At 41.8% G+C, this 19,108-nt stretch carries 18 protein-coding genes; 6 read left to right on the top strand and 12 right to left on the bottom strand.

From position 1 onward, the window contains the following. Positions 1–15: 15 nt before the first annotated feature. From fmt to trkA, 3 genes are read left to right on the top strand one after another with little or no spacing between them, the layout of a single operon-like run. A complete protein-coding gene (fmt, locus tag ABMY41_RS11410) occupies positions 16–969 on the top strand; it encodes a methionyl-tRNA formyltransferase (RefSeq protein WP_349274687.1) in 954 nt (317 codons plus the stop codon). Further along, positions 962–2,248 (top strand): 16S rRNA (cytosine(967)-C(5))-methyltransferase RsmB, encoded by a 1,287-nt coding sequence (rsmB, locus tag ABMY41_RS11405; protein ID WP_349274686.1) that lies wholly within the window; start codon positions 962–964, stop codon positions 2,246–2,248. Before fmt ends, rsmB begins: the two co-directional genes overlap by 8 nt. A 12-nt stretch (positions 2,249–2,260) precedes the next feature. After that, positions 2,261–3,637 (top strand): Trk system potassium transporter TrkA, encoded by a 1,377-nt coding sequence (trkA, locus tag ABMY41_RS11400; RefSeq protein WP_054563775.1) that lies wholly within the window; start codon positions 2,261–2,263, stop codon positions 3,635–3,637. Between the two features lie 84 nt (positions 3,638–3,721). Here the strand turns inward: trkA and ABMY41_RS11395 are convergent, their stop codons facing one another. The 9 genes from ABMY41_RS11395 to ABMY41_RS11355 all read right to left on the bottom strand — a co-directional run bounded on the left by ABMY41_RS11395 (position 3,722) and on the right by ABMY41_RS11355 (position 11,560). Then, a complete protein-coding gene (locus ABMY41_RS11395; protein WP_349274685.1) occupies positions 3,722–3,940 on the bottom strand; it encodes an EF-hand domain-containing protein in 219 nt (72 codons plus the stop codon). Positions 3,941–4,027: 87 nt separating this feature from the next. Further along, entirely contained in the window at positions 4,028–4,243 is a 216-nt protein-coding gene (locus ABMY41_RS11390) for a calmodulin (protein WP_349274684.1), read from the bottom strand. A 139-nt stretch (positions 4,244–4,382) separates the two neighbouring features. Then, positions 4,383–4,595 carry a calmodulin gene (locus ABMY41_RS11385; RefSeq protein WP_054554776.1) on the bottom strand — a complete coding sequence of 71 codons (213 nt, stop codon included), beginning with the start codon at positions 4,593–4,595 and terminating at the stop codon, positions 4,383–4,385. Positions 4,596–4,662: 67 nt separating this feature from the next. Further along, positions 4,663–4,872, bottom strand: a complete 210-nt coding sequence (locus ABMY41_RS11380) for a calmodulin (RefSeq protein WP_054563772.1) — start codon at positions 4,870–4,872, stop codon at positions 4,663–4,665. Between the two features lie 468 nt (positions 4,873–5,340). Continuing rightward, complete coding sequence (locus ABMY41_RS11375) at positions 5,341–5,997, bottom strand: flagellar brake protein (RefSeq protein WP_349274683.1); 657 nt, start codon at positions 5,995–5,997, stop codon at positions 5,341–5,343. 38 nt (positions 5,998–6,035) lie between these two features. After that, positions 6,036–7,487, bottom strand: a complete 1,452-nt coding sequence (locus tag ABMY41_RS11370) for a TrkH family potassium uptake protein (protein WP_054563770.1) — start codon at positions 7,485–7,487, stop codon at positions 6,036–6,038. A 95-nt stretch (positions 7,488–7,582) separates the two neighbouring features. Then, positions 7,583–8,200 (bottom strand): YigZ family protein, encoded by a 618-nt coding sequence (locus ABMY41_RS11365; protein WP_349274682.1) that lies wholly within the window; start codon positions 8,198–8,200, stop codon positions 7,583–7,585. Positions 8,201–8,257: 57 nt separating this feature from the next. Further along, on the bottom strand, positions 8,258–9,580 hold the full coding sequence (pepQ, locus tag ABMY41_RS11360; protein WP_175083296.1) for a Xaa-Pro dipeptidase: 1,323 nt from the start codon (positions 9,578–9,580) through the stop codon (positions 8,258–8,260). Between the two features lie 93 nt (positions 9,581–9,673). Further along, positions 9,674–11,560 carry a transglycosylase SLT domain-containing protein gene (locus ABMY41_RS11355; protein WP_289098288.1) on the bottom strand — a complete coding sequence of 629 codons (1,887 nt, stop codon included), beginning with the start codon at positions 11,558–11,560 and terminating at the stop codon, positions 9,674–9,676. 195 nt (positions 11,561–11,755) lie between these two features. On the opposite strand from ABMY41_RS11355, the gene fadB reads away from it, so the two are divergent. The 3 genes from fadB to tusA all read left to right on the top strand — a co-directional run bounded on the left by fadB (position 11,756) and on the right by tusA (position 15,480). After that, a complete protein-coding gene (fadB, locus tag ABMY41_RS11350; RefSeq protein WP_054554783.1) occupies positions 11,756–13,915 on the top strand; it encodes a fatty acid oxidation complex subunit alpha FadB in 2,160 nt (719 codons plus the stop codon). Positions 13,916–13,920: 5 nt separating this feature from the next. Beyond that, on the top strand, positions 13,921–15,087 hold the full coding sequence (fadA, locus tag ABMY41_RS11345; protein ID WP_054554784.1) for an acetyl-CoA C-acyltransferase FadA: 1,167 nt from the start codon (positions 13,921–13,923) through the stop codon (positions 15,085–15,087). Between the two features lie 153 nt (positions 15,088–15,240). Continuing rightward, entirely contained in the window at positions 15,241–15,480 is a 240-nt protein-coding gene (tusA, locus tag ABMY41_RS11340; protein WP_054554785.1) for a sulfurtransferase TusA, read from the top strand. 49 nt (positions 15,481–15,529) lie between these two features. Here the strand turns inward: tusA and ABMY41_RS11335 are convergent, their stop codons facing one another. From ABMY41_RS11335 to glyS, 3 genes are all read right to left on the bottom strand, one after another. Next, positions 15,530–16,468, bottom strand: a complete 939-nt coding sequence (locus ABMY41_RS11335; protein WP_349274681.1) for a hypothetical protein — start codon at positions 16,466–16,468, stop codon at positions 15,530–15,532. Positions 16,469–16,527: 59 nt separating this feature from the next. Continuing rightward, the gene (locus ABMY41_RS11330) at positions 16,528–16,977 is read right to left on the bottom strand and encodes a hypothetical protein (RefSeq protein ID WP_349274680.1); all 450 of its coding nucleotides are present in this window, start codon (positions 16,975–16,977) and stop codon (positions 16,528–16,530) included. 61 nt (positions 16,978–17,038) lie between these two features. Next, complete coding sequence (glyS, locus tag ABMY41_RS11325) at positions 17,039–19,108, bottom strand: glycine--tRNA ligase subunit beta (RefSeq protein WP_062564602.1); 2,070 nt, start codon at positions 19,106–19,108, stop codon at positions 17,039–17,041.

Genomic DNA, 19,108 nt, shown 5'->3' with positions numbered 1-19,108 from the left:
TCAATAGGAATATCTGTGACACAACCATTACGCATTATTTTTGCTGGTACGCCGGATTTCGCTGCGCGCCATTTACAAGCACTGATTGACTCAGAGCACGAAGTTGTTGGTGTATATAGCCAACCGGATCGACCAGCGGGCCGAGGTAAAAAGCTAAAAGCCAGTGAAGTTAAAGAACTGGCACTTGCTCATGATTTACCTGTATTTCAACCGCAATCACTAAAATCAGATGAAGCATTTGCAGAGCTTACCAGCCTGAACGCCGATATTATGATTGTGGTGGCGTACGGCTTACTGTTACCAAAAGCGATTTTAGATGCACCGCGCTTAGGCTGCTTAAACGTGCATGGCTCTATTTTACCGCGCTGGCGTGGTGCTGCACCGATCCAACGTGCTATTTGGGCTGGTGACAATGAAACCGGTGTAACAATAATGCAAATGGATGAAGGCTTAGATACCGGCGATATGCTGCATATCAGCCGTTGCCCGATTGATAGCACAGAAACCAGTAGCTCTTTATACGATAAATTAGCTGCACTGGGTCCTGATGCACTGATCAGTACAATCAATCGTCTTGCTGCAGGTGAAATCACCCCAGAAAAGCAAGATGACGCACAAGCAAATTACGCCAAGAAGCTATCAAAAGACGAAGCCAATATTGATTGGTCAATGGATGCTGCGCAAATTGAGCGTAATATCCGTGCCTTTAATCCATGGCCTGTTTGCTTTACTGAAATGGCAGGACAAACGGTAAAAATTTGGCAAGCCGAAGTTGTATCGCAAACTGCACAAGCCGGTAAAATCATTGCTGCTGATAAGCAAGGTATTACCGTTGGCTGTGGGCAAGATGCACTTAAAATCACCCTTCTTCAACCACAAGGTAAAAAACCAATGGCTGTTACTGACTTTTTAAATGGTCGCAGTGATTGGGTTGAACCTGGCTCAGTATTAGGTCAAAGCAATGAGTAATGTAAGAGCACTTGCTGCTGAAACCCTCTATAACGTGGTCGATAAAGGTGCATCGCTAAATCAAGAACTACCTTTTGCAAGCCAAGGATTATCGCCGAAAGATAAAGCCCTACTACAACAAATTTGCTACGGTGTGCTGCGCTATTTACCTAGCCTAGAAAATTATTGTCAGCAACTTTTAGATCAACCACTAAAAGGTAAGCGCCGTATTTTCCAGTTCTTGTTGTATGTGGGTATTTACCAACTTCAACACATGCGTGTACCGCCTCATGCAGCAATCAGCGAAACGGTTAATGCGCTTCAGCAAATGCGCGCACTGGGTTTAAAAGGCCTGATTAACGCTATTTTACGCAGTTTCCAACGTGAACAAGTTGAGCTTGAAGAAAAAGCAAAGCAAATTCATGTTTGCAAATTTAACCACCCAGGTTGGTTTATCAGACAAGTAACCGCTGCTTACCCTGATAACTGGCAAGAAATCCTTGAAGCGAATCAGCTGCAAGCACCTATGTGGTTACGTGTAAACCAAGCGCAATATAGCACCCAAGAATACAGCGAGATGCTTAAAGCAAATGATATTGAGCATACCCTTAATGCTGATTTTCCTGATGGTATTAAACTAGCTAAACCGTGTGATGTATACGCACTGCCAGAATTTGATACCGGTGCCTGCTCAGTTCAAGATGCTGCGGCACAATTAGCAGCACGCTTTTTAGATCCACAAAATGATGATGTCATTTTAGATGCGTGTGCAGCGCCAGGTGGTAAAACGTGCCATATCCTAGAGCTTGCTGATGCCGACGTATTAGCACTTGATAGCGACAGCGAGCGCCTAGAACGCGTTAAACAAAACTTAGTGCGTATTGGTTTAGCTGCCGATTTACAATGTGCCGATGCTTCACAACCTCACATCTGGTGGGATGAGCAGCAATTTGACCGTATTTTGCTTGATGTGCCTTGTTCAGCTACTGGCGTGATCCGTCGTCACCCTGATATTAAATGGTTACGTCGTGCATCTGATATCGAAGATCTGGCTAATTTACAAGGCGATATCTTAAATAGCATCTGGCCTCTACTTAAGCCAGGTGGTACGTTAGTTTACGCGACCTGCTCAGTATTACCGCAAGAGAACCAACAACAAGTTGCTAAGTTCCTTGCCAATAATCAAAGTGCTGAACACATACCTTTGCATGAAAACGACACCCCAACGATGCCTGGCCTGCAATTACTGCCTGGTGAAAGTGACGGTTTCTATTATGCAAAGCTAGTTAAAAAACACTAATAAGAACACGCTATGAAAATAATCATACTCGGTGCCGGACAAGTTGGTGGCACACTGGCAGAAAACCTCGTAGGTGAGCAAAATGAGATCACCGTTGTCGATATCGACGGTAACCGTTTGCGAGAGCTACAAGATAAGTACGACTTACAAGGTGTTACTGGTCACAGTGCGCATCCCGATGTATTGCGTCGCGCAGGCGCAGAAGACGCCGATATGATTATTGCCGTAACCAGTTCTGATGAAGTGAACATGGTTGCTTGCCAAGTTGCTTATAGTATTTTTAACACGCCAACCAAAATTGCCCGTATTCGCTCAGAGCAATACTTAAAGTACCGTGAAAAGCTATTTCATAACGACGACTTACCTGTTGACCACTACATTGCTCCAGAAGCGCTGGTAACTAAGTATATTCGTCGCTTAATCGACTATCCGGGTGCTTTGCAGGTATTACAATTTGCCGATGGCATGTTATCGCTGGTTGCGGTAAAAGCCTATTACGGTGGTTTGCTGGTGGGTTATGCTCTTTCAGCCTTGAAAGAACACATCCCGAATGTCGAAACCCGGGTAGCGGCTATTTATCGTCAAGGTAAAGCGATTAAACCGCTTGGCACAACGGTTATCGAAGCGGACGATGAAGTGTTCTTTATCGCTGCAACAAAGCATATTCGAGCAGTCATGAATGAGCTTCAAAAGCTCGAACGTTCATACAAAAAGATCATGATAGCCGGTGGTGGTAATATCGGTGCGGGCCTTGCGCGTTCACTTGAGAAAAACCACAGCGTGAAGCTGCTTGAGCGCAATAAAGAGCGCGCAGCACAGCTCTCAGAAATGCTTGATAACACCGTAGTGTTCTGTGGCGATGCTTCTGATCAAGAGCTGCTATCTGAAGAACATATTGAACAAGTGGATGTCTTCATCGCAGTAACTAACGACGATGAAGCAAACATTATGTCTGCGATGCTGGCAAAGCGTATGGGCGCACAAAAAACCATGGTGCTTATTCAGCGTGGCGCTTATGTTGACTTAGTACAAGGCGGTGAAATTGATATTGCTATTTCGCCTCAGCAAGCCACTATCTCGGCGCTGTTAACACACGTTCGCCGTGGTGACATTGTTAATGTTTATTCGTTACGTAAAGGCGCAGCAGAAGCCATTGAGGCTGTCGCTCATGGTGATGAGCATACTTCTAAAGTTGTTGGCCGCGCAATTGCTGATATCAAACTACCAGCTGGAACAACCATTGGTGCAATTGTGCGTAACGATGATGTACTGATTGCCCATGACGATACAGTTATTCAGTCGGGTGACCATGTAATCATGTTCTTGATTGATAAAAAGCACATTACGGTTGTTGAAAAACTATTCCAAGTAAGTGCTATCTTCTTGTAAACGAACGCATATAAACGAAAAAAGCAGCCATGACAGCTGCTTTACGACTCTTGAAGTGAAAGTACCTAACTTTTCTAAAAGATTCTATTGAATTTGAGCGAACTCTTCTTTTGAAAGTTCGCCATTACCATCGCTATCTAGCTCTGGAAATAACTTTTCAAGCTGCATATTTGCAGACGCTTCTTCTTTGCTGATCACACCATCACCGTCGGTATCGAATGTTGAAAAGCTTACGCCTTGTGCAAAGGCTGCTGATGATGTTGCTAGTGCTAAAATTGCGACTGTTGTGCTTAACTGTTTCATAATAACTACCTTAAAATTTGAAAAGAGTGAAATCCGTTTCTGAGATCCCTGTTTAGTGGAAATTGGTATAACTACTTATTAATTCAGTTATTCGGCTTCAGAGAACTCAGCTTCTGTAAGAACGCCGTCGCCATTCACGTCTAATGTTTTAAACTGCGACATAATTTTTGCGTCAACGGCTGCTTCACTTTTGCTAACCACGCCGTTACCGTCTACGTCTAAGGTGTCAAAATCAGTTGCTGCAAAAGCTGCTGAAGAAGATACAAGTGCGATTAAAGCTAATGTTTTGTTTACTGTTTTCATAATCATATTCCTTCAATTTTAAGAGTGTTAGCTGATCACACTTCCAGTGTTGTCCTTTGTCATGGATTCCCTTATCCATTTAGGCTGTCTTTGGCAGCTCAGAACTAATCAGCTAAATAAACTGATTTGCTTAATCACATTAAGCTTTTGAAAATTCTTGTTTCGATAACTCACCGTTACCGTCAGTGTCTAATTCACTGAATTTGCTCATTAGCTCTGCATCTACCGATGCTTCGCTTTGGCTGATAACACCATTGCCATCAACATCTAGAGTATCGAAATCACTCATCGCAAACGCTGCAGATGAAGATACAAGTGCCATAAGTGCTAGTGTTTTATTTACTGTGTTCATAATGTCATTCCTTCAAAATGTGTTGTCTTGAGTTAGAAGTCCTTTTCAGTGTGTCCTTACAATGAAATTAAGCTTTTGAGTACTCTTGTTTAGACAGCTCACCGTTGCCGTCTGTATCAAGCTCTTTAAATTGGCTCATTAACGTTTCGCTTACTGATGCTTCGCTTTTGCTGATAGCGCCATCGCCATTAACATCCAGTGTGTCAAAGTCAGCGGCAAACGCTGCTGATGAAGTTGCAAGAGCTACAAGTGCTAAAGTTTTGTGTAACGTTTTCATAATCACTATTCCTTCAATGTTGTCTCAACTGTGATAAAGGATATGTTCCTGAATCAGTTTTTCTCTGTGTTCGCTAAGACTATTTCAACTTCGATGCCAAAGTTAAAAAGAACAATAAAATCAGTGCATTAAATTAAAATAGCGAGAATTAGGGGTAAATAACGCGATTTATTTGTTGCTGTTTTGCAACAAGCTCGGTGGTTGGTTTTACGCTTCTTTTAAAATCAATAACTTACAAAGATTAAAATGGAGACAATAGCGATTAACTCGGATTAGAAAACAGAAAAATTAGAAATTTGAAAATAAACTCTATCTGAACAACAAAACTTGAAGAAAAAAATCGAAATTAATTTAATTAATAAAACATTGATTTAATTGGTTATTTAAATTTATTTATAAGTTAATTTTAATATTTATAGGGTTAAACCGGAGGAAATAGCCATTTTGTTGCAAAATGGCGAATTGGTATTAGTTATCCAACACAGAAAGGTCAATTAAGTGCTCTTTCATAAACGCTTTCATTTCATCTTCACTCGTATCAAGCTGTACACCGAACATAAAACCGCCTGCTCTTTTGCGCACGCTACATACTGTGCCATTAAACTCACGTTTACTAAGTGTGATTTGGCAGCTTTGCCCTTTAAAAGCGCTTAAGTCCTCCTTGCTATTAAGATCAAACTGCACGCCTGTGAGTGAAATATCTTTAATAAGCCCTGCCAGTTTTTGCTCTGCAATGACTAAGTTTGCAGGGAATAACGTAGGAATACGTGCTTCACTACGTAAGCTATAAAGCTGCACTTGCTGAGGAAACTCGAGAAAAATTAAACGATGAGGGTGCGATGCCAAGGCGCTTATTTGCTGACGAAAAGCAATTACTTGTCCACCACCCGCTTCAAGTACCGCGCGTATAACAACCATCACACCATCTTTGATGAAATCACTGCTATTCGCTAAACGCTTTACTGATGGATAGTTAAGAATTATGTACTGATCATTCATCAGTCCAATAAATTCTGTTTTTACGCGTTTACTGTCGGTTGGTGTAGTAATTTCAACATCCACCAAGCTGCCTGCAGGGATACAGGTTAGCTTCTCAAGATTACGTTGTTTTTGAGTTTTTGGCACAGTAATGCCTCCACTTCTAGATAATCACCTTACTATGGTTAGCCTCGCCAGAAGGTTGGCGTAAACAACACTAATAAGGTGAATATTTCTAAACGACCAAATACCATCGCAATAGTAAGTAGCCATTTTGCCGTATCAGAAATCGCTCCGTAATGAGCAGCGACTTCACCTAAACCTGGGCCTAAGTTATTTAAGCAAGCAGCTGTTGCTGAGAATGCACTGATGTTATCCATGCCGGTGCCCATCAGCGCCAACATGATAATGACAAACACCAAAGCATACGCAGAGAAGAAGCCCCAAACGGCTTCTACAACTTTATCTGGGAGTGCTTTTCGGCCTAATTTAATTGAATAAATAGCCCTTGGATGCACAAGACGATTGAGCTCACGAATACCTTGTAAGTAAAGTAAGAACACCCGCACGACCTTCATACCACCACCGGTAGAGCCGGCACAGCCGCCAATAAAACTTGAGAAAATAAGTAAAATAGGTAAGAACAGTGGCCATGCTGAGAAGTTGTCTGTCGCAAAGCCCGCGGTAGTACTCATTGATACCGCTTGGAACATAGCTTGGTCGAGAGTCTCATCACCATCGGCATAAATATTATTTGATGACAGCACAGTAAAGCAGACAATGACCAATGCTAATTGAATCAATAAGAACACTTTGAATTCAGGGTCACGTAAATAAACACGAATGTTGCGCGAAGCTACCGCCGCATAGTGCAGCGAGAAGTTAATAGCTGCGATCAGCAAAAACACGACACAAATAAAGTTAATTAATGGGCTGTCAAACTGCCCCATTGATGCATCGTAGGTAGAGAAGCCACCAATCGCAATCGTAGAGAACGCATGACAGATTGCATCAAACCAATCCATACCTGCAGCCCAGTACGCAAGCGTACAAGCAATCGTCAGCGATACATAAATATACCAAAGATGCTTTGCAGTATCGGCAATACGCGGCGTCATTTTTGAGTCTTTAACCGGACCGGGCGTTTCTGCACGGTATAGCTGCATGCCACCGACCCCTAGCATAGGCAGTACCGCGACCGCGAGTACGATGATCCCCATACCACCTAGCCATTGCAGTTGCTGGCGATAAAAGAGCACTGATTTAGGCAAGTATTCTATGCCCGTAAGTACGGTAGCCCCTGTCGTTGTCAACCCTGAAAAGGCCTCAAATACCGAGTCAGCTAAGGAAAGGTTAGGCTCTTGTAAGAACACTAAAGGCACCGCAGCGAAGGTGCCTAGTACCAGCCAGAACAAGACTACAATCAAGAAGCCTTCACGGGCTTTAAGATCACCATGTTCATGACGGTTTGGATAATAAGCTGCTAAACCAATTACAACACTAAAGATAAAAGCGAGAACGAATGGCACACCACCACCGTCTTTGTAAATCAAAGACACCAGTGCCGGAGGCACCATAGTGATACTAAATAGCGCCACCAGCTGGCCGAGAATTTTTATTATGGTACGAAATTGCATCTAGGCGTATCGCTTTCTTATTAAATGTTTAGCTAATACAGTTTATTGTCTTACAGCCTTAATTGTAAGTAAACGGAATGTATTATTTTTACATTTCAAACTTTTCTGACTTTTAGGCTAACTTCGCCATGAGTCAATTCATGGATATCATCAATCGCTTGCTCTGCCTGACGGCTATCGATTTCAATTTGCCATATGATGTTCTCTGCAAATTGTTTTTCGATATTAAGCACCTGATACTGATTTTTTAATAACTGCTCAATTGCACCTTGTACGCTGTAATCACTTTGGCCAACCAGTTCAACACTCGGTACCTTGGTAATGGTTTTAAGCTCTCGCATGGCATTATTTAAACTACCGCCGTAAGCGCGAACTAGCCCACCTGTACCAAGCTTGATGCCCCCGAAATAACGGGTTACCACCGCTGTAATTTCACCAATACCAGAGCCTGTTAATACATTAAGCATTGGCTTACCTGCTGTGCCATTGGGCTCACCATCATCAGAAAAGCCATACACATGACTACCACCGGGGTTACCCGCAACATGTGCCCAGCAATTATGACGAGCATCGCTGTATTTATCTTGAATTTCTTTGATAAAGGCTTTTGCTGACGCAAGATCTGGGGTGTGGGCAATATGCACAATAAAGGTGCTTTTTTTGATTTCTTCTTGGTAAAAAACCGGCTCAGCCGGATATTGGTATTCAGACATAATTGCTTATCTAAAAAAATGGGGCCTATTGGCCCCGACATTCACTAACCTTTATCGTTAATCTAAGTGTAGATCACGAGTCATGTTTTCTAGGCTATCTTCATGAACGATAATATTATCTTCAATACGGATACCGCCAAATGGCTTAAGCTCTTCAACTTTTTCCCAGTTAATAAACTGTTTGTTGTCAGTTTGCGCAAGGTCACCTAATAACGAGTCGATAAAGTATAAACCAGGTTCAATAGTAAATACTTGGTTCTTTTCGATTAAGCGAGTGCAACGTAAGAACGGATGACCTTCAGGTGGTGCTTGGTGCGCACCTGTATCATCAGCCATAAAGCCACCCATATCGTGAACTTGTAAACCAAGATGATGACCAAGACCATGCGGGAAGAACGTCGACGTAATACCACGCTCAACAATTTCAGCGGCTGGTAACTTCACAATATTAAAGTCGCTTAGTACTTGCGCTACACGCTGGTGACAATCTAAATGCAATTCACCGTATAACAAGCCAGGCTTTAATGCTTTACCTAAAGCGATTTGATGCTCAGTCATTACTTTAATTAAGTCGCTAAACTCACCTGACTTTTTAAAGTCATAAGTACGTGTGATATCAGCAGCATAACCATTAAAGTTTGCACCTGCGTCAATAAGGAAAGAGTGATGCGTTTGCGGCGCTTTAGGTTCAAAATGCGTGTAATGCAAAATTGCACAGTTCTCATTTAGTGCAACGATATTGCCGTAAGGCATCTCGTTTTCACTCTGGCGGGTAGCCATGAGGTAAGCTTGTTGGATATCAAACTCTGAACCACCAGCAAAAAACGTATCACGTGCTGCTTTGTGGCCATCGACTGCGATACGGTTAGCTTGGCGTAAACACTCAAGCTCGTACTGTGTTTTATAAGCACGATGAAAGTGCAAGTAGTTCATCACTGGCTCTGGGTTCATAATACTAAAGCCCAGCGCTTGCGCTACTTCTAGGTATTCACCGATATAAGCATATTTAGCTTTATCATAAGGAAGTAGCTTTTCTACCTGATCTGGCTGTACTAATAATTCAATATCAAAATACTCAGCCCAAAAATCACGTGGTTCATCAGGTACTTTATGCCAAAAGTCCACAGGACGATAAAAAATCAGTTTTGGCTTAGATGCACCATCAACCACAATCCAACAATGTGGGTTGTCGATCACTGGTAACCAAGCTTTAAATTGCGGATTCACCTTAAACGGATAATACATGTCATCTAAAAACTGACGTTTAGCCTGACCTGAGTGAATTACTAACCCTTCTAAACCTTCACGCTCTGTAATTGTACGAGTGCGTTGTTGCAAGGTTGCAATATGTTCGGCGTATAGCACCGCTAATTTATCCATAGTAAACCCATCTTTAGTAAATTTAACTTGTTAGAAGTCTATCATAGCCAGCACCATCCCCCAACTGAGGGAGGATAGTGCGACAAATCGAGTTTAACCACCCATCGACATATCAAGGATTGGCGCTAGAACATTGCCATCGCGTCCTAATCGAGTGTGATAAACCTGTCTGTAAGCAAACACGTTCTTAACGTAGTTTCGTGTTTCTGTATAAGGAATTAACTCAATCCACAGCTCAGCTGGCATAGCTTGCTCTGGGATCCAGCGTTTAATACGATGATAACCCGCATTATAAGAAGCCGTTGCCAAGATTTCGTTGCCATGATTTTTCTTTTTCAAATACTGCAAATACTTACTACCAAGACGAATATTAGTACGAGGCTGGTATAACTGTTTTCGTGATACAGAGCTTTTATTCATATACTTAGCAGTGCTTGGTAACAACTGCATCAAACCATGGGCATTGGCATGAGAACGTGCATCCGGTGCAAAAGAGCTTTCACGGCGTGAAATTGCAATGCTCCAAGCAACATCAATATGGCTGCGACTACTATAAGTGGCAAACACATTCTTAAACGCAAATGGGAAACGTAAGTCGACATAATCCCACTCTTTTATTTGCGCCAAGGTATAGATAGTACTGTCGTACCAATCAAGTTCAGCTGCAAGTAAAGAAGCTGCGAGCTTTTCTTCTTTGGTTGATGTACCCGTTAAATAATTCCACTCTCGACGCGCAGATGTAAAGCGCTCAAGCTCATATAAAGCACGAGCTCGCTTAAAGCCAGGGGCATTCGCCACTTCAAGCTTTAGCTTATTACTAATATTAATCTCTTTATTATTTAAGCTAACCGGAATACCTAAGCGTGCAGATGCTAAAAAGCCGTAATAATCACGCTCTTTAGCTACTGTTTGCCAGATTTCACGAGCACGCTCGACTTCACCACGTTGATTTAAGCTATATGCCAACCAATATTGTTGACCTAGGCTCAGGTTTTCTTTGCCTGTAAAAAACGCCACAATGCCAGACCAATCTTGCCTCTCTAGCATATTACCGAGCTGCCATTGCATTAACTTACGAGTTTGGCGTTCTTTAGGTACTTTATTTAACCAAAAGCGTGCTTGTTGATGACCACTTGAGGCAAGCGACAAGGCAAAGCTGTAATAAACATCCGCTTTTTGCTCATCAGTGTAATTAAACATGGTTTCGAGTTTTTCCCATGCACGTAATGCAAGGTCTTTATCTCGCCATACTAAACGCTTCACACCATAAATCGCAATCTGCCCTTCTTTAGCCGACTTTTTCTTGTAACGATAAAGACCCGCTGAAGCACTTGGATCTCTTCGAACGGTTAAATATAAATCAGCTAGATATTGATCAGCACGAGGCAATAATGTTTTTAAGTACGGGATTAAACTTGATGAGCCGCCTTCGGCAGCTAAGCTAATGCGCTGCCAAACCCGCTCGTCGGTCTGGTAACCTTTTTTCTTCCAAAGAGAGAACAACTTATCACATTCTTTTGGCTGTGATTTTCCTACCACCCATAAATCTGTAACTTGATTCATAATGGCATTTTCAGGCGCCCCTAAGTCCAGTTGAAAACTTAAATAAGGACAGGTGAATTCGTTATTGCTTGTTTCGCGATAGTTACGAATATAAGCCGCTTTTTTATTGTACTTTTTTAAGTAATTAAGCCATGCCTTACGTACAGGCCACTCTAGTGGCGTGTTTTGGTAAACATTAAGATAGTTCTCGATTTCTGTCTGGTGTTTAAGGCTTGGGTTGCGTTGCCAATAAGCCTTTTCGACATAAGGTTTCAACGGGTGGTCAAGCCCACTTGCCGCCTCTTTCATGTCTTGATAATCACCGTAACGCGCCTTTTTTTCTGCTTTTAAAAAAGCGTCATGTTTATCGTTGGCTTCAGCTGCAAAAAAAGGAAAAAGTAATGCGGCAGCTGTCCAACCAAGGAGTTGTTTTTTCATGATGACCTTTAACAAAAATTAAAGAATTAATAACAAAAAACTTCTCCTACACCTTAGCACCAAACCAGCTATATTTTAACCAATCGCGATAAAGCGCAGTAAATTTTTCGTTGCATTTTCATTTTAAAGCAAGCACACTGATTGAAATGCAAACTCATCGTACCAGTCTTAGTTAATAAACTAGGGAGAATAATAATGTTATATAAAAGCGATTCATTTGAAGTTGCTTTCATCAAGGACAACATCGCCGAGTTTAAGTTCTGTGCAGACGGCTCAGTAAATAAACTTTCGCAGCAAACCTTGCAAGATTGCGCTTTAGCATTAAAAGAATTGGCAACAAACTCAGATATCAAAGGCATGGTGTTCACCAGCGATAAAGATCACTTCATTATCGGTGCCGACATTTTCGAATTTTTACCTACCTTCACTAAACCTCAAGAAGAACTTGTTGCATGGATCAAAAATGCAACTGACGTTTTTGATGCAATTGAAGATTTACCTTTCCCAACGCTAAGTGCTGTAAACGGCATGGCGCTTGGCGGTGGATGTGAGTGGGCACTTGCTACCGATTACCGCGTTGCTAGCTCTAACGCTAAAATTGGCCTACCTGAAGTTAAACTAGGCATCATGCCTGGTTTTGGTGGTACAGTTCGCCTTCCACGCCTTATTGGCGCTGATAATGCGATGACATGGATCACTACAGGTAAAGAAAACCGCGCAGCTGATGCCTTAAAAGTAGGTGCTTTTGACGCAGTAGTTAGTGCTGACAAACTTTTAGAGTCAAGTATTGCAACACTTGAGCAAGCAATTGCTGGCAAGCTAGATTGGCAAGCAAAACGACAAGTAAAATTACAGCCACTGAAAATGAACCGTGTTGAGCAAGGTATGAGCTTTGCGATGGCTGAAGGCATGGTAATGGGTCAGACAAAAGGTCACTACCCAGCACCTGTTATGGCTGTAAAAACAATCAAAGCTGCAGCAAACTGTGAACGCGCTGAAGCAATGGCGATTGAAAATGCTAACTTTGCTAAATTAGCAGCAACAAGCGAAGCTGCTGCGCAAACAGGTATTTTCTTAGCTGACCAATACATTAAAGGTAAAGCGAAGAAGCAAGCTAAACACAGTGAACTTGAGATCAAACAAGCAGCTGTATTAGGCGCAGGTATTATGGGCGGCGGTATAGCATACCAGTCTGCTTATAAAGGCACACCTATTATCATGAAAGACATCAACCAAGATGCACTTGATTTAGGTATGGGCGAAGCATCTAAGCTACTTGGTAAAAAAGTACAACGTGGCCATATGGCGATGGATAAGATGGTTGCTACCTTAGGTAAGATCAAGCCAACGCTAAACGATGCAGACTTACAAAGCGCAGACATTGTTGTTGAAGCCGTGGTTGAAAACCCTAAAGTGAAGCAAGCCGTTCTTGCGGGCCTTGAAAAAGACTTACCAGCGGGCACTATCCTAACTTCAAATACCTCAACAATTCGTATTGACGAGTTAGCATCGGCACTTGAAAAACCAGAAAACTTCTGTGGTATGCACTTCTTTAACCCAGTGCCAAAAATGCCATTAGTAGAAATCATTCGTGGTGAAAAAACATCAGAAGCTACTATTAATGCGGTTGTTGATTACGCATTAAAACTTGGTAAATCACCAATCGTTGTAAACGACTGTCCAGGTTTCTTTGTAAACCGCGTACTATTCCCTTACTTTGCAGGTTTCAGCAAACTTGTTGTTGAAGGTGCTGACTTCACTAAAGTTGATAAAGTGATGGAAAATGTATTTGGTTGGCCTATGGGTCCTGCATATCTTCTTGATGTTGTAGGTATCGATACAGCTTACCACTGTACTGGTGTAATGGCTGACGGTTTCCCTGAGCGTATGGCTCGCCAAGATAAAGACCCAGTTACTGTATTTGCAAACGAAAAACGCTTTGGTCAGAAAAATGGTGCAGGTTTCTACCAATACGCGCCAGACCGTCGTGGTCGCCTGAAAAAAGCAAAAGATGCAACTGCAACAGAGTTACTAAGTGCTATCACTGATGCACCTAAAGATTTCGACAAACAAGAAATCATTGACCGTTGTATGATCCCGATGATCAACGAAGTACTACTTTGTTTACAAGAAGGTATCGTAGCGTCTCCACAAGAAGCTGACATGGCGCTAATTTACGGCATTGGTTTCCCTCCATTTAGAGGCGGTGCATTCCGTTACTTAGATCAAACTGGTTTAGCTAACTTTGTTGCGACAGCAGACAAATACGCTCACTTAGGTGCGATTTACCAAGTATCAGATGAAACTCGCAAGTGGGCCGAAGAAGGCCGTGTATTCTATAAGGTGGAAGGATAAGAAACATGAATAATCCAGTAATCGTAGATTGTATCCGCACACCAATGGGTCGTTCAAAGAACGGCGTATTCAAAAACAAGCGTGCGGAAGATTTAAGTGCTCACTTAATGAAAGGTTTGTTAGACCGCAACCCAGCCGTTGATCCAGCATCAATTGATGATATTTACTGGGGCTGTGTACAACAAACTTTAGAGCAAGGTTTTAACATTGCTCGTAACGCAGCACTACTAGCCGGTATCCCTCACTCAGTACCAGCTGTCACAGTTAACCGTTTATGTGGTTCATCAATGCAAGCATTACACGATGCAGCACGCGCTATTATGACTGGCGCTGGTGATACCTACATCATTGGTGGTGTTGAACACATGGGTCACGTACCTATGACTCACGGTAATGATTTTCACCCAGGTTTATCAACGTCTGTAGCACAAGCTGCTGGCGTAATGGGTTTAACTGCAGAATACCTTGCTACGCTGCACGGCATTAGCCGCGAGCAACAAGACGAATTTGCTTACCGTTCACACCAACGTGCACACGCAGCAACTGTTGAAGGTCGTTTCCGTCGCGAAATCCTGCCAATGGAAGGTCACGATGCAGATGGTTCTTTAATCTTAGTTGAAGACGATGAAGTAATCCGCCCAGAGACAACTGTTGAAGGCTTATCGCAACTACGCCCTGTATTCAATCCAGCATCAGGTAGCGTAACGGCAGGTACTTCTTCTGCACTGTCTGACGGCGCGTCAGCAATGCTTGTAATGAGCGAAGAGAAAGCAAAAGAACTTGGTTTACCAATTCGTGCGCGTATTAAATCAATGGCTGTTGCAGGTTGCGATCCATCAATCATGGGTTACGGCCCAGTTCCTGCTTCGCAAAAAGCACTTCAACAAGCAGGTATTACTATTGACGATATCGATGTTGCAGAGCTTAACGAAGCGTTCGCAGCGCAATCTCTACCAGTGTTAAAAGACCTAGGTCTGATGGATGTGGTAGATGAGAAAGTTAACCTAAATGGTGGTGCAATTGCACTTGGTCACCCACTTGGTTGTTCTGGTTCACGTATTAGCACAACGCTTGTTCACCTAATGGAAGACAAGAATGCTAAATACGGTCTAGCAACTATGTGTATTGGTTTAGGCCAAGGTATTGCAACTGTATTTGAGCGCGTAGAATAACGAGCTCACACCAAACATCTTGGTGATAAAAAGGCGTACTGAATTACTCAGTGCGCCTTTTTTATTTGCTTTGCTTTCGGTTATTGAAACTGGCGGCAATAGAAAGTTAAAATGGCCGCCTATTAATCGTCTCTTTCACCTAAAAGGTCAGCCATGAGTTTTGATAATCCCGATCACCAATTAGATGCACTTGGCCTACGTTGTCCAGAACCTGTCATGATGGTGCGTGGCGCAGTACGAAAAATGAAAGATGGCGAAACCTTACTTATCATCGCCGACGACCCATCAACCACCCGTGATATACCAAGCTTTTGTACTTTTATGGATCACACACTTGTGGCTAAAGATGTAGAACAAGCACCGTATCGATACTTGGTGAAGAAAGGGTTGTAACGATTTGCTAGTTGCTAGTTGCTAGTTGCTAGTTGCTAGTTGCTAGTTGCTAGTTGCCAATATATTGTGTCCTAATTAAATTTTTCCGCTTAAAGTAATGTATATTATTTTTTTCTTCTAGATAGTGCGCTACTCTAAACCACTCAAAGTCTAAAGAAAACCTCCTTTCTTTATTGATAAAAATAGAGGCTGGTGAAAATAGTAGCTTTTTATCAAAATATTTTTCATTCAACCTTGCAAAGTAGTCTTCAGCATCCCTTATTGATGTCGTTGCCAAACTACGTAGCTTTGTCATTTGATCAAATATACCTTCAAAGTACCCATCAATTACTCGATTTAGATCAATCTTGTCTTTTTCTAGTAGCTCTTGCTTGAAGTCTGGATCAAGCTTTTTAAGTAACAATTTTTTATCACTTCTTTTTAAAGAAGATATTACTAATGGAATATGAAAGCCGCTAGTTACATCTTTCCCATTGACTCCTAAGGAAGGAAATTGAAATGTTAATCTATTTATAGGTAACAGTTTGTGCTGACACAAATTTCTCAGATTGCAACTTAACAAGTAACTTTGATTCTCATTAAAAACTTTTTCTCTCTCAAGAAGAAAGCTATCAACTAATGATTCATCTATTTCATTTAAAATCGAAAATTTACTATTCTCATAATAAAAGCGATCTAAAACTAATTTTCCAATATTCAAAATACTTAAATACGATACATTTAACTTAGTCCGTATTCTTTGATTTTCAATATATGCATATACTTCAGAAAACTGTGAGAACTCTTGAGAAAACTGAACTTCCGAAAGTAGCGATTTAAAAGTTATAAACTCTTCAACAAAAACATCGAATAAATTTTCTATCTCTAACTTTCTTGATAATGTCTTATATCTTTTTAAACACTCATCAGCGTCTTGGTCCGTTAAATAACTCTGCTGAAATTTAGGGCTATCATTTTCCATTAAACAATACTCAATATAATTTTCCATTCATTATTCTCTTCTGCATTGTTAAACACCCGAACCAAGAGCTTAGCCTATGGAACCTTCTACTTTCGAGTTACTATCACTTTTGGTTGATTACTATTGCGGTAATCAAAGCTCACTACATACACACCTTTTGCAGCGGGTTTAAAGCTGAAATAATTGTAGATGGTATTACAGTCAGCATTAGCAGCTTGGCCTAAAACCAATGATTGCCCTGCTGGGTCCATATCACTGTAACCACAGTTATAGCCTTCGCTAAAATCTGCATCCGCTACTTTGAATTCATAAACCTTACCAGGTGTAGAAAATTTAACGTCGGTTTGAAATATGCCTGGAGCAACTTGCTCTAATTGATACTGCGGCTCGGCATCCCACAAGGTGAAATCACCACGTAAATACATAGTACGGTCAAGCTCTTTACTTGGCAGAATATCGTCAATGCTTGGCATTTGCATTTGGCTAGAACAGGCTGTTAATAAGCCTGCTAATGCTAAAGTAATTACACGTTTCATTACTGTTCCTTATGCTACAAAAAAGCCAGCACTGAGCTGGCTTTTATTAATTGGCTACTGCTTACTTCTGAAGTACAGAAATATCAGCAATATCTAAAAACAGACGGCTTAGTTGGCTTAACAATGCTAAACGATTTTGTTTAACCGCTTCGTCATCAGCCATTACCATGACGTTATCGAAGAAGTTATCAACACTCTCACGGATACCCGCAAGTTGTGACAATGCTTCTTGGTAATCGCCATTTGCATATAAAGGTGCAAGCTCAGTTGCAAACTTAGCAACGTGTGACGCTAATACTTTTTCTGCGTCATCGCTTAATAAGCTCTCATTTACATCACCTTGTGTTGTGATGTCATTTTTAGCCAATATATTGCTTACACGTTTATTTGCTGCTGCAAGCGCTTCTGCTGCGTCTAATGTACGGAAGTGACTTACTGCTTTAACACGGCGGTCGAAATCAACTGGTTTAGTTGGGCGACGTGCTAGCACTGCTTGAATGACATCAACTTCGATACCTTCATCTTGATACCATGCGCGGAAACGACCTAACATAAACTCAAACACATCTGTTGATACGTTTAGGTTAGTTAGCTTTTCACCGAATAGCGTTTGTGATTTAGCAACAAGGTCTAAGATATCTAGTGGTAATGATTTTTCAACCATGATGCGTAATGCACCAATTGCTGCACGGCGAAGTGCAAATGGGTCTTTGTCGCCTTTTGGCGCTTGACCAATACCAAAAATACCCACCAGCGTATCAAACTTATCAGCAATTGCGACCGCACAGCTGATCACATTTGTTGGTAAGTTATCACCCGCGAAGCGAGGCATATATTGTTCGTTTTGCGCGAGTGCAACTTCTTCTGCTTCACCGTCGTGACGAGCGTAATGCATACCCATTACACCTTGTACGTCGGTAAACTCCATGACCATTTCGGTCATTAAGTCTGTTTTACTTAATAAACCTGCTCGCTTAGCCAGCTCTGCATCAGCACCTAATTGCTCAGCAATGTAACCTGCAAGTTCACTAATACGCTCAGATTTGTCTTTCAACGTACCAAGTTGCTTTTGGAATAAAACAGTATCTAGAGACTCTAAGCGACTCTCTAGCGTTTTCTTCTTATCTGTTTCGTAGAAGAACTGTGCATCCGCTAAACGAGGACGAACAACTTTTTCGTTACCAGCAATTACCACGCTTGGATCTTTACTTTCGATATTTGAAACAAATAGGAACTTGTTAAGTAAGTTGCCATCTTGGTCTAATAACGGGAAGTACTTTTGGTCGTCCTTCATGGTATAGATAAGCGCTTCTGAAGGAACATCTAAGAATGCTTCTTCGAATGTTGCTGTCAGCGTTACTGGCCATTCAACCAAGGATGTTACTTCTTCAAGTAAGTCTTCATCCATCGCTACTTTTGCATTTACAGCGCTAGCTGCTGCTTCAATTTGTTCGCGAATTTGTGCTTTACGTGCTTCGAAGTCAGCGACAACGTAAGCAGATTTCAGCACATCAAACACATCGTCAGCGTGGTTGATTGTGACTTTTTCTGGATGATGGAAACGGTGACCTTGTAATTGGTTGCCAACTTGCTTACCAAGGATTTCGCCTTCAATCAGCGTGCTACCAAACAAAATAGTTGCAGTGTGTACTGGGCGAATAAATTGTGTTTTATTTGCCCCCCAACGCATTGGTTTAGGGATAGGTAATTTAGCAAGAGCTTTGTTTACTGCATCACTCATAAGCGATGTAGTTGCTTGACCTTCAACCTGTGCTTTATGTAATAACCAAGCGCCTTTATCTGTCTCAAGTGTTTGTGCATCGCTTACATCGATACCACAACCACGAGCCCAACCCATTGCTGCTTTAGTTGGATTACCATCGGCATCAAAAGCTGCTGCAACTGCAGGACCACGCTTTTCTACAACCTTGTCACTTTGTTTTGCTTCAAGTGCACTAACACGTAAACCTAAACGACGTGGTGATGCGTACCAGTTAACGCCTTGGTGATTTAATTCTAAGCTTGCAAGCTCAGTTGCTAAGTTCTCAGCAAACGACTCAGCAAGTTTACGAAGTGCTTTCGGTGGCAACTCTTCTGTGCCAATTTCTACTAATAAATTTTCTGCTGACAT

Origin of the sequence: Pseudoalteromonas sp. BZA4 (assembly GCF_040104395.1) — a bacterium.
GTDB lineage: Bacteria > Pseudomonadota > Gammaproteobacteria > Enterobacterales > Alteromonadaceae > Pseudoalteromonas.
This window is presented reverse-complemented; position numbering and strand designations above follow the sequence as displayed.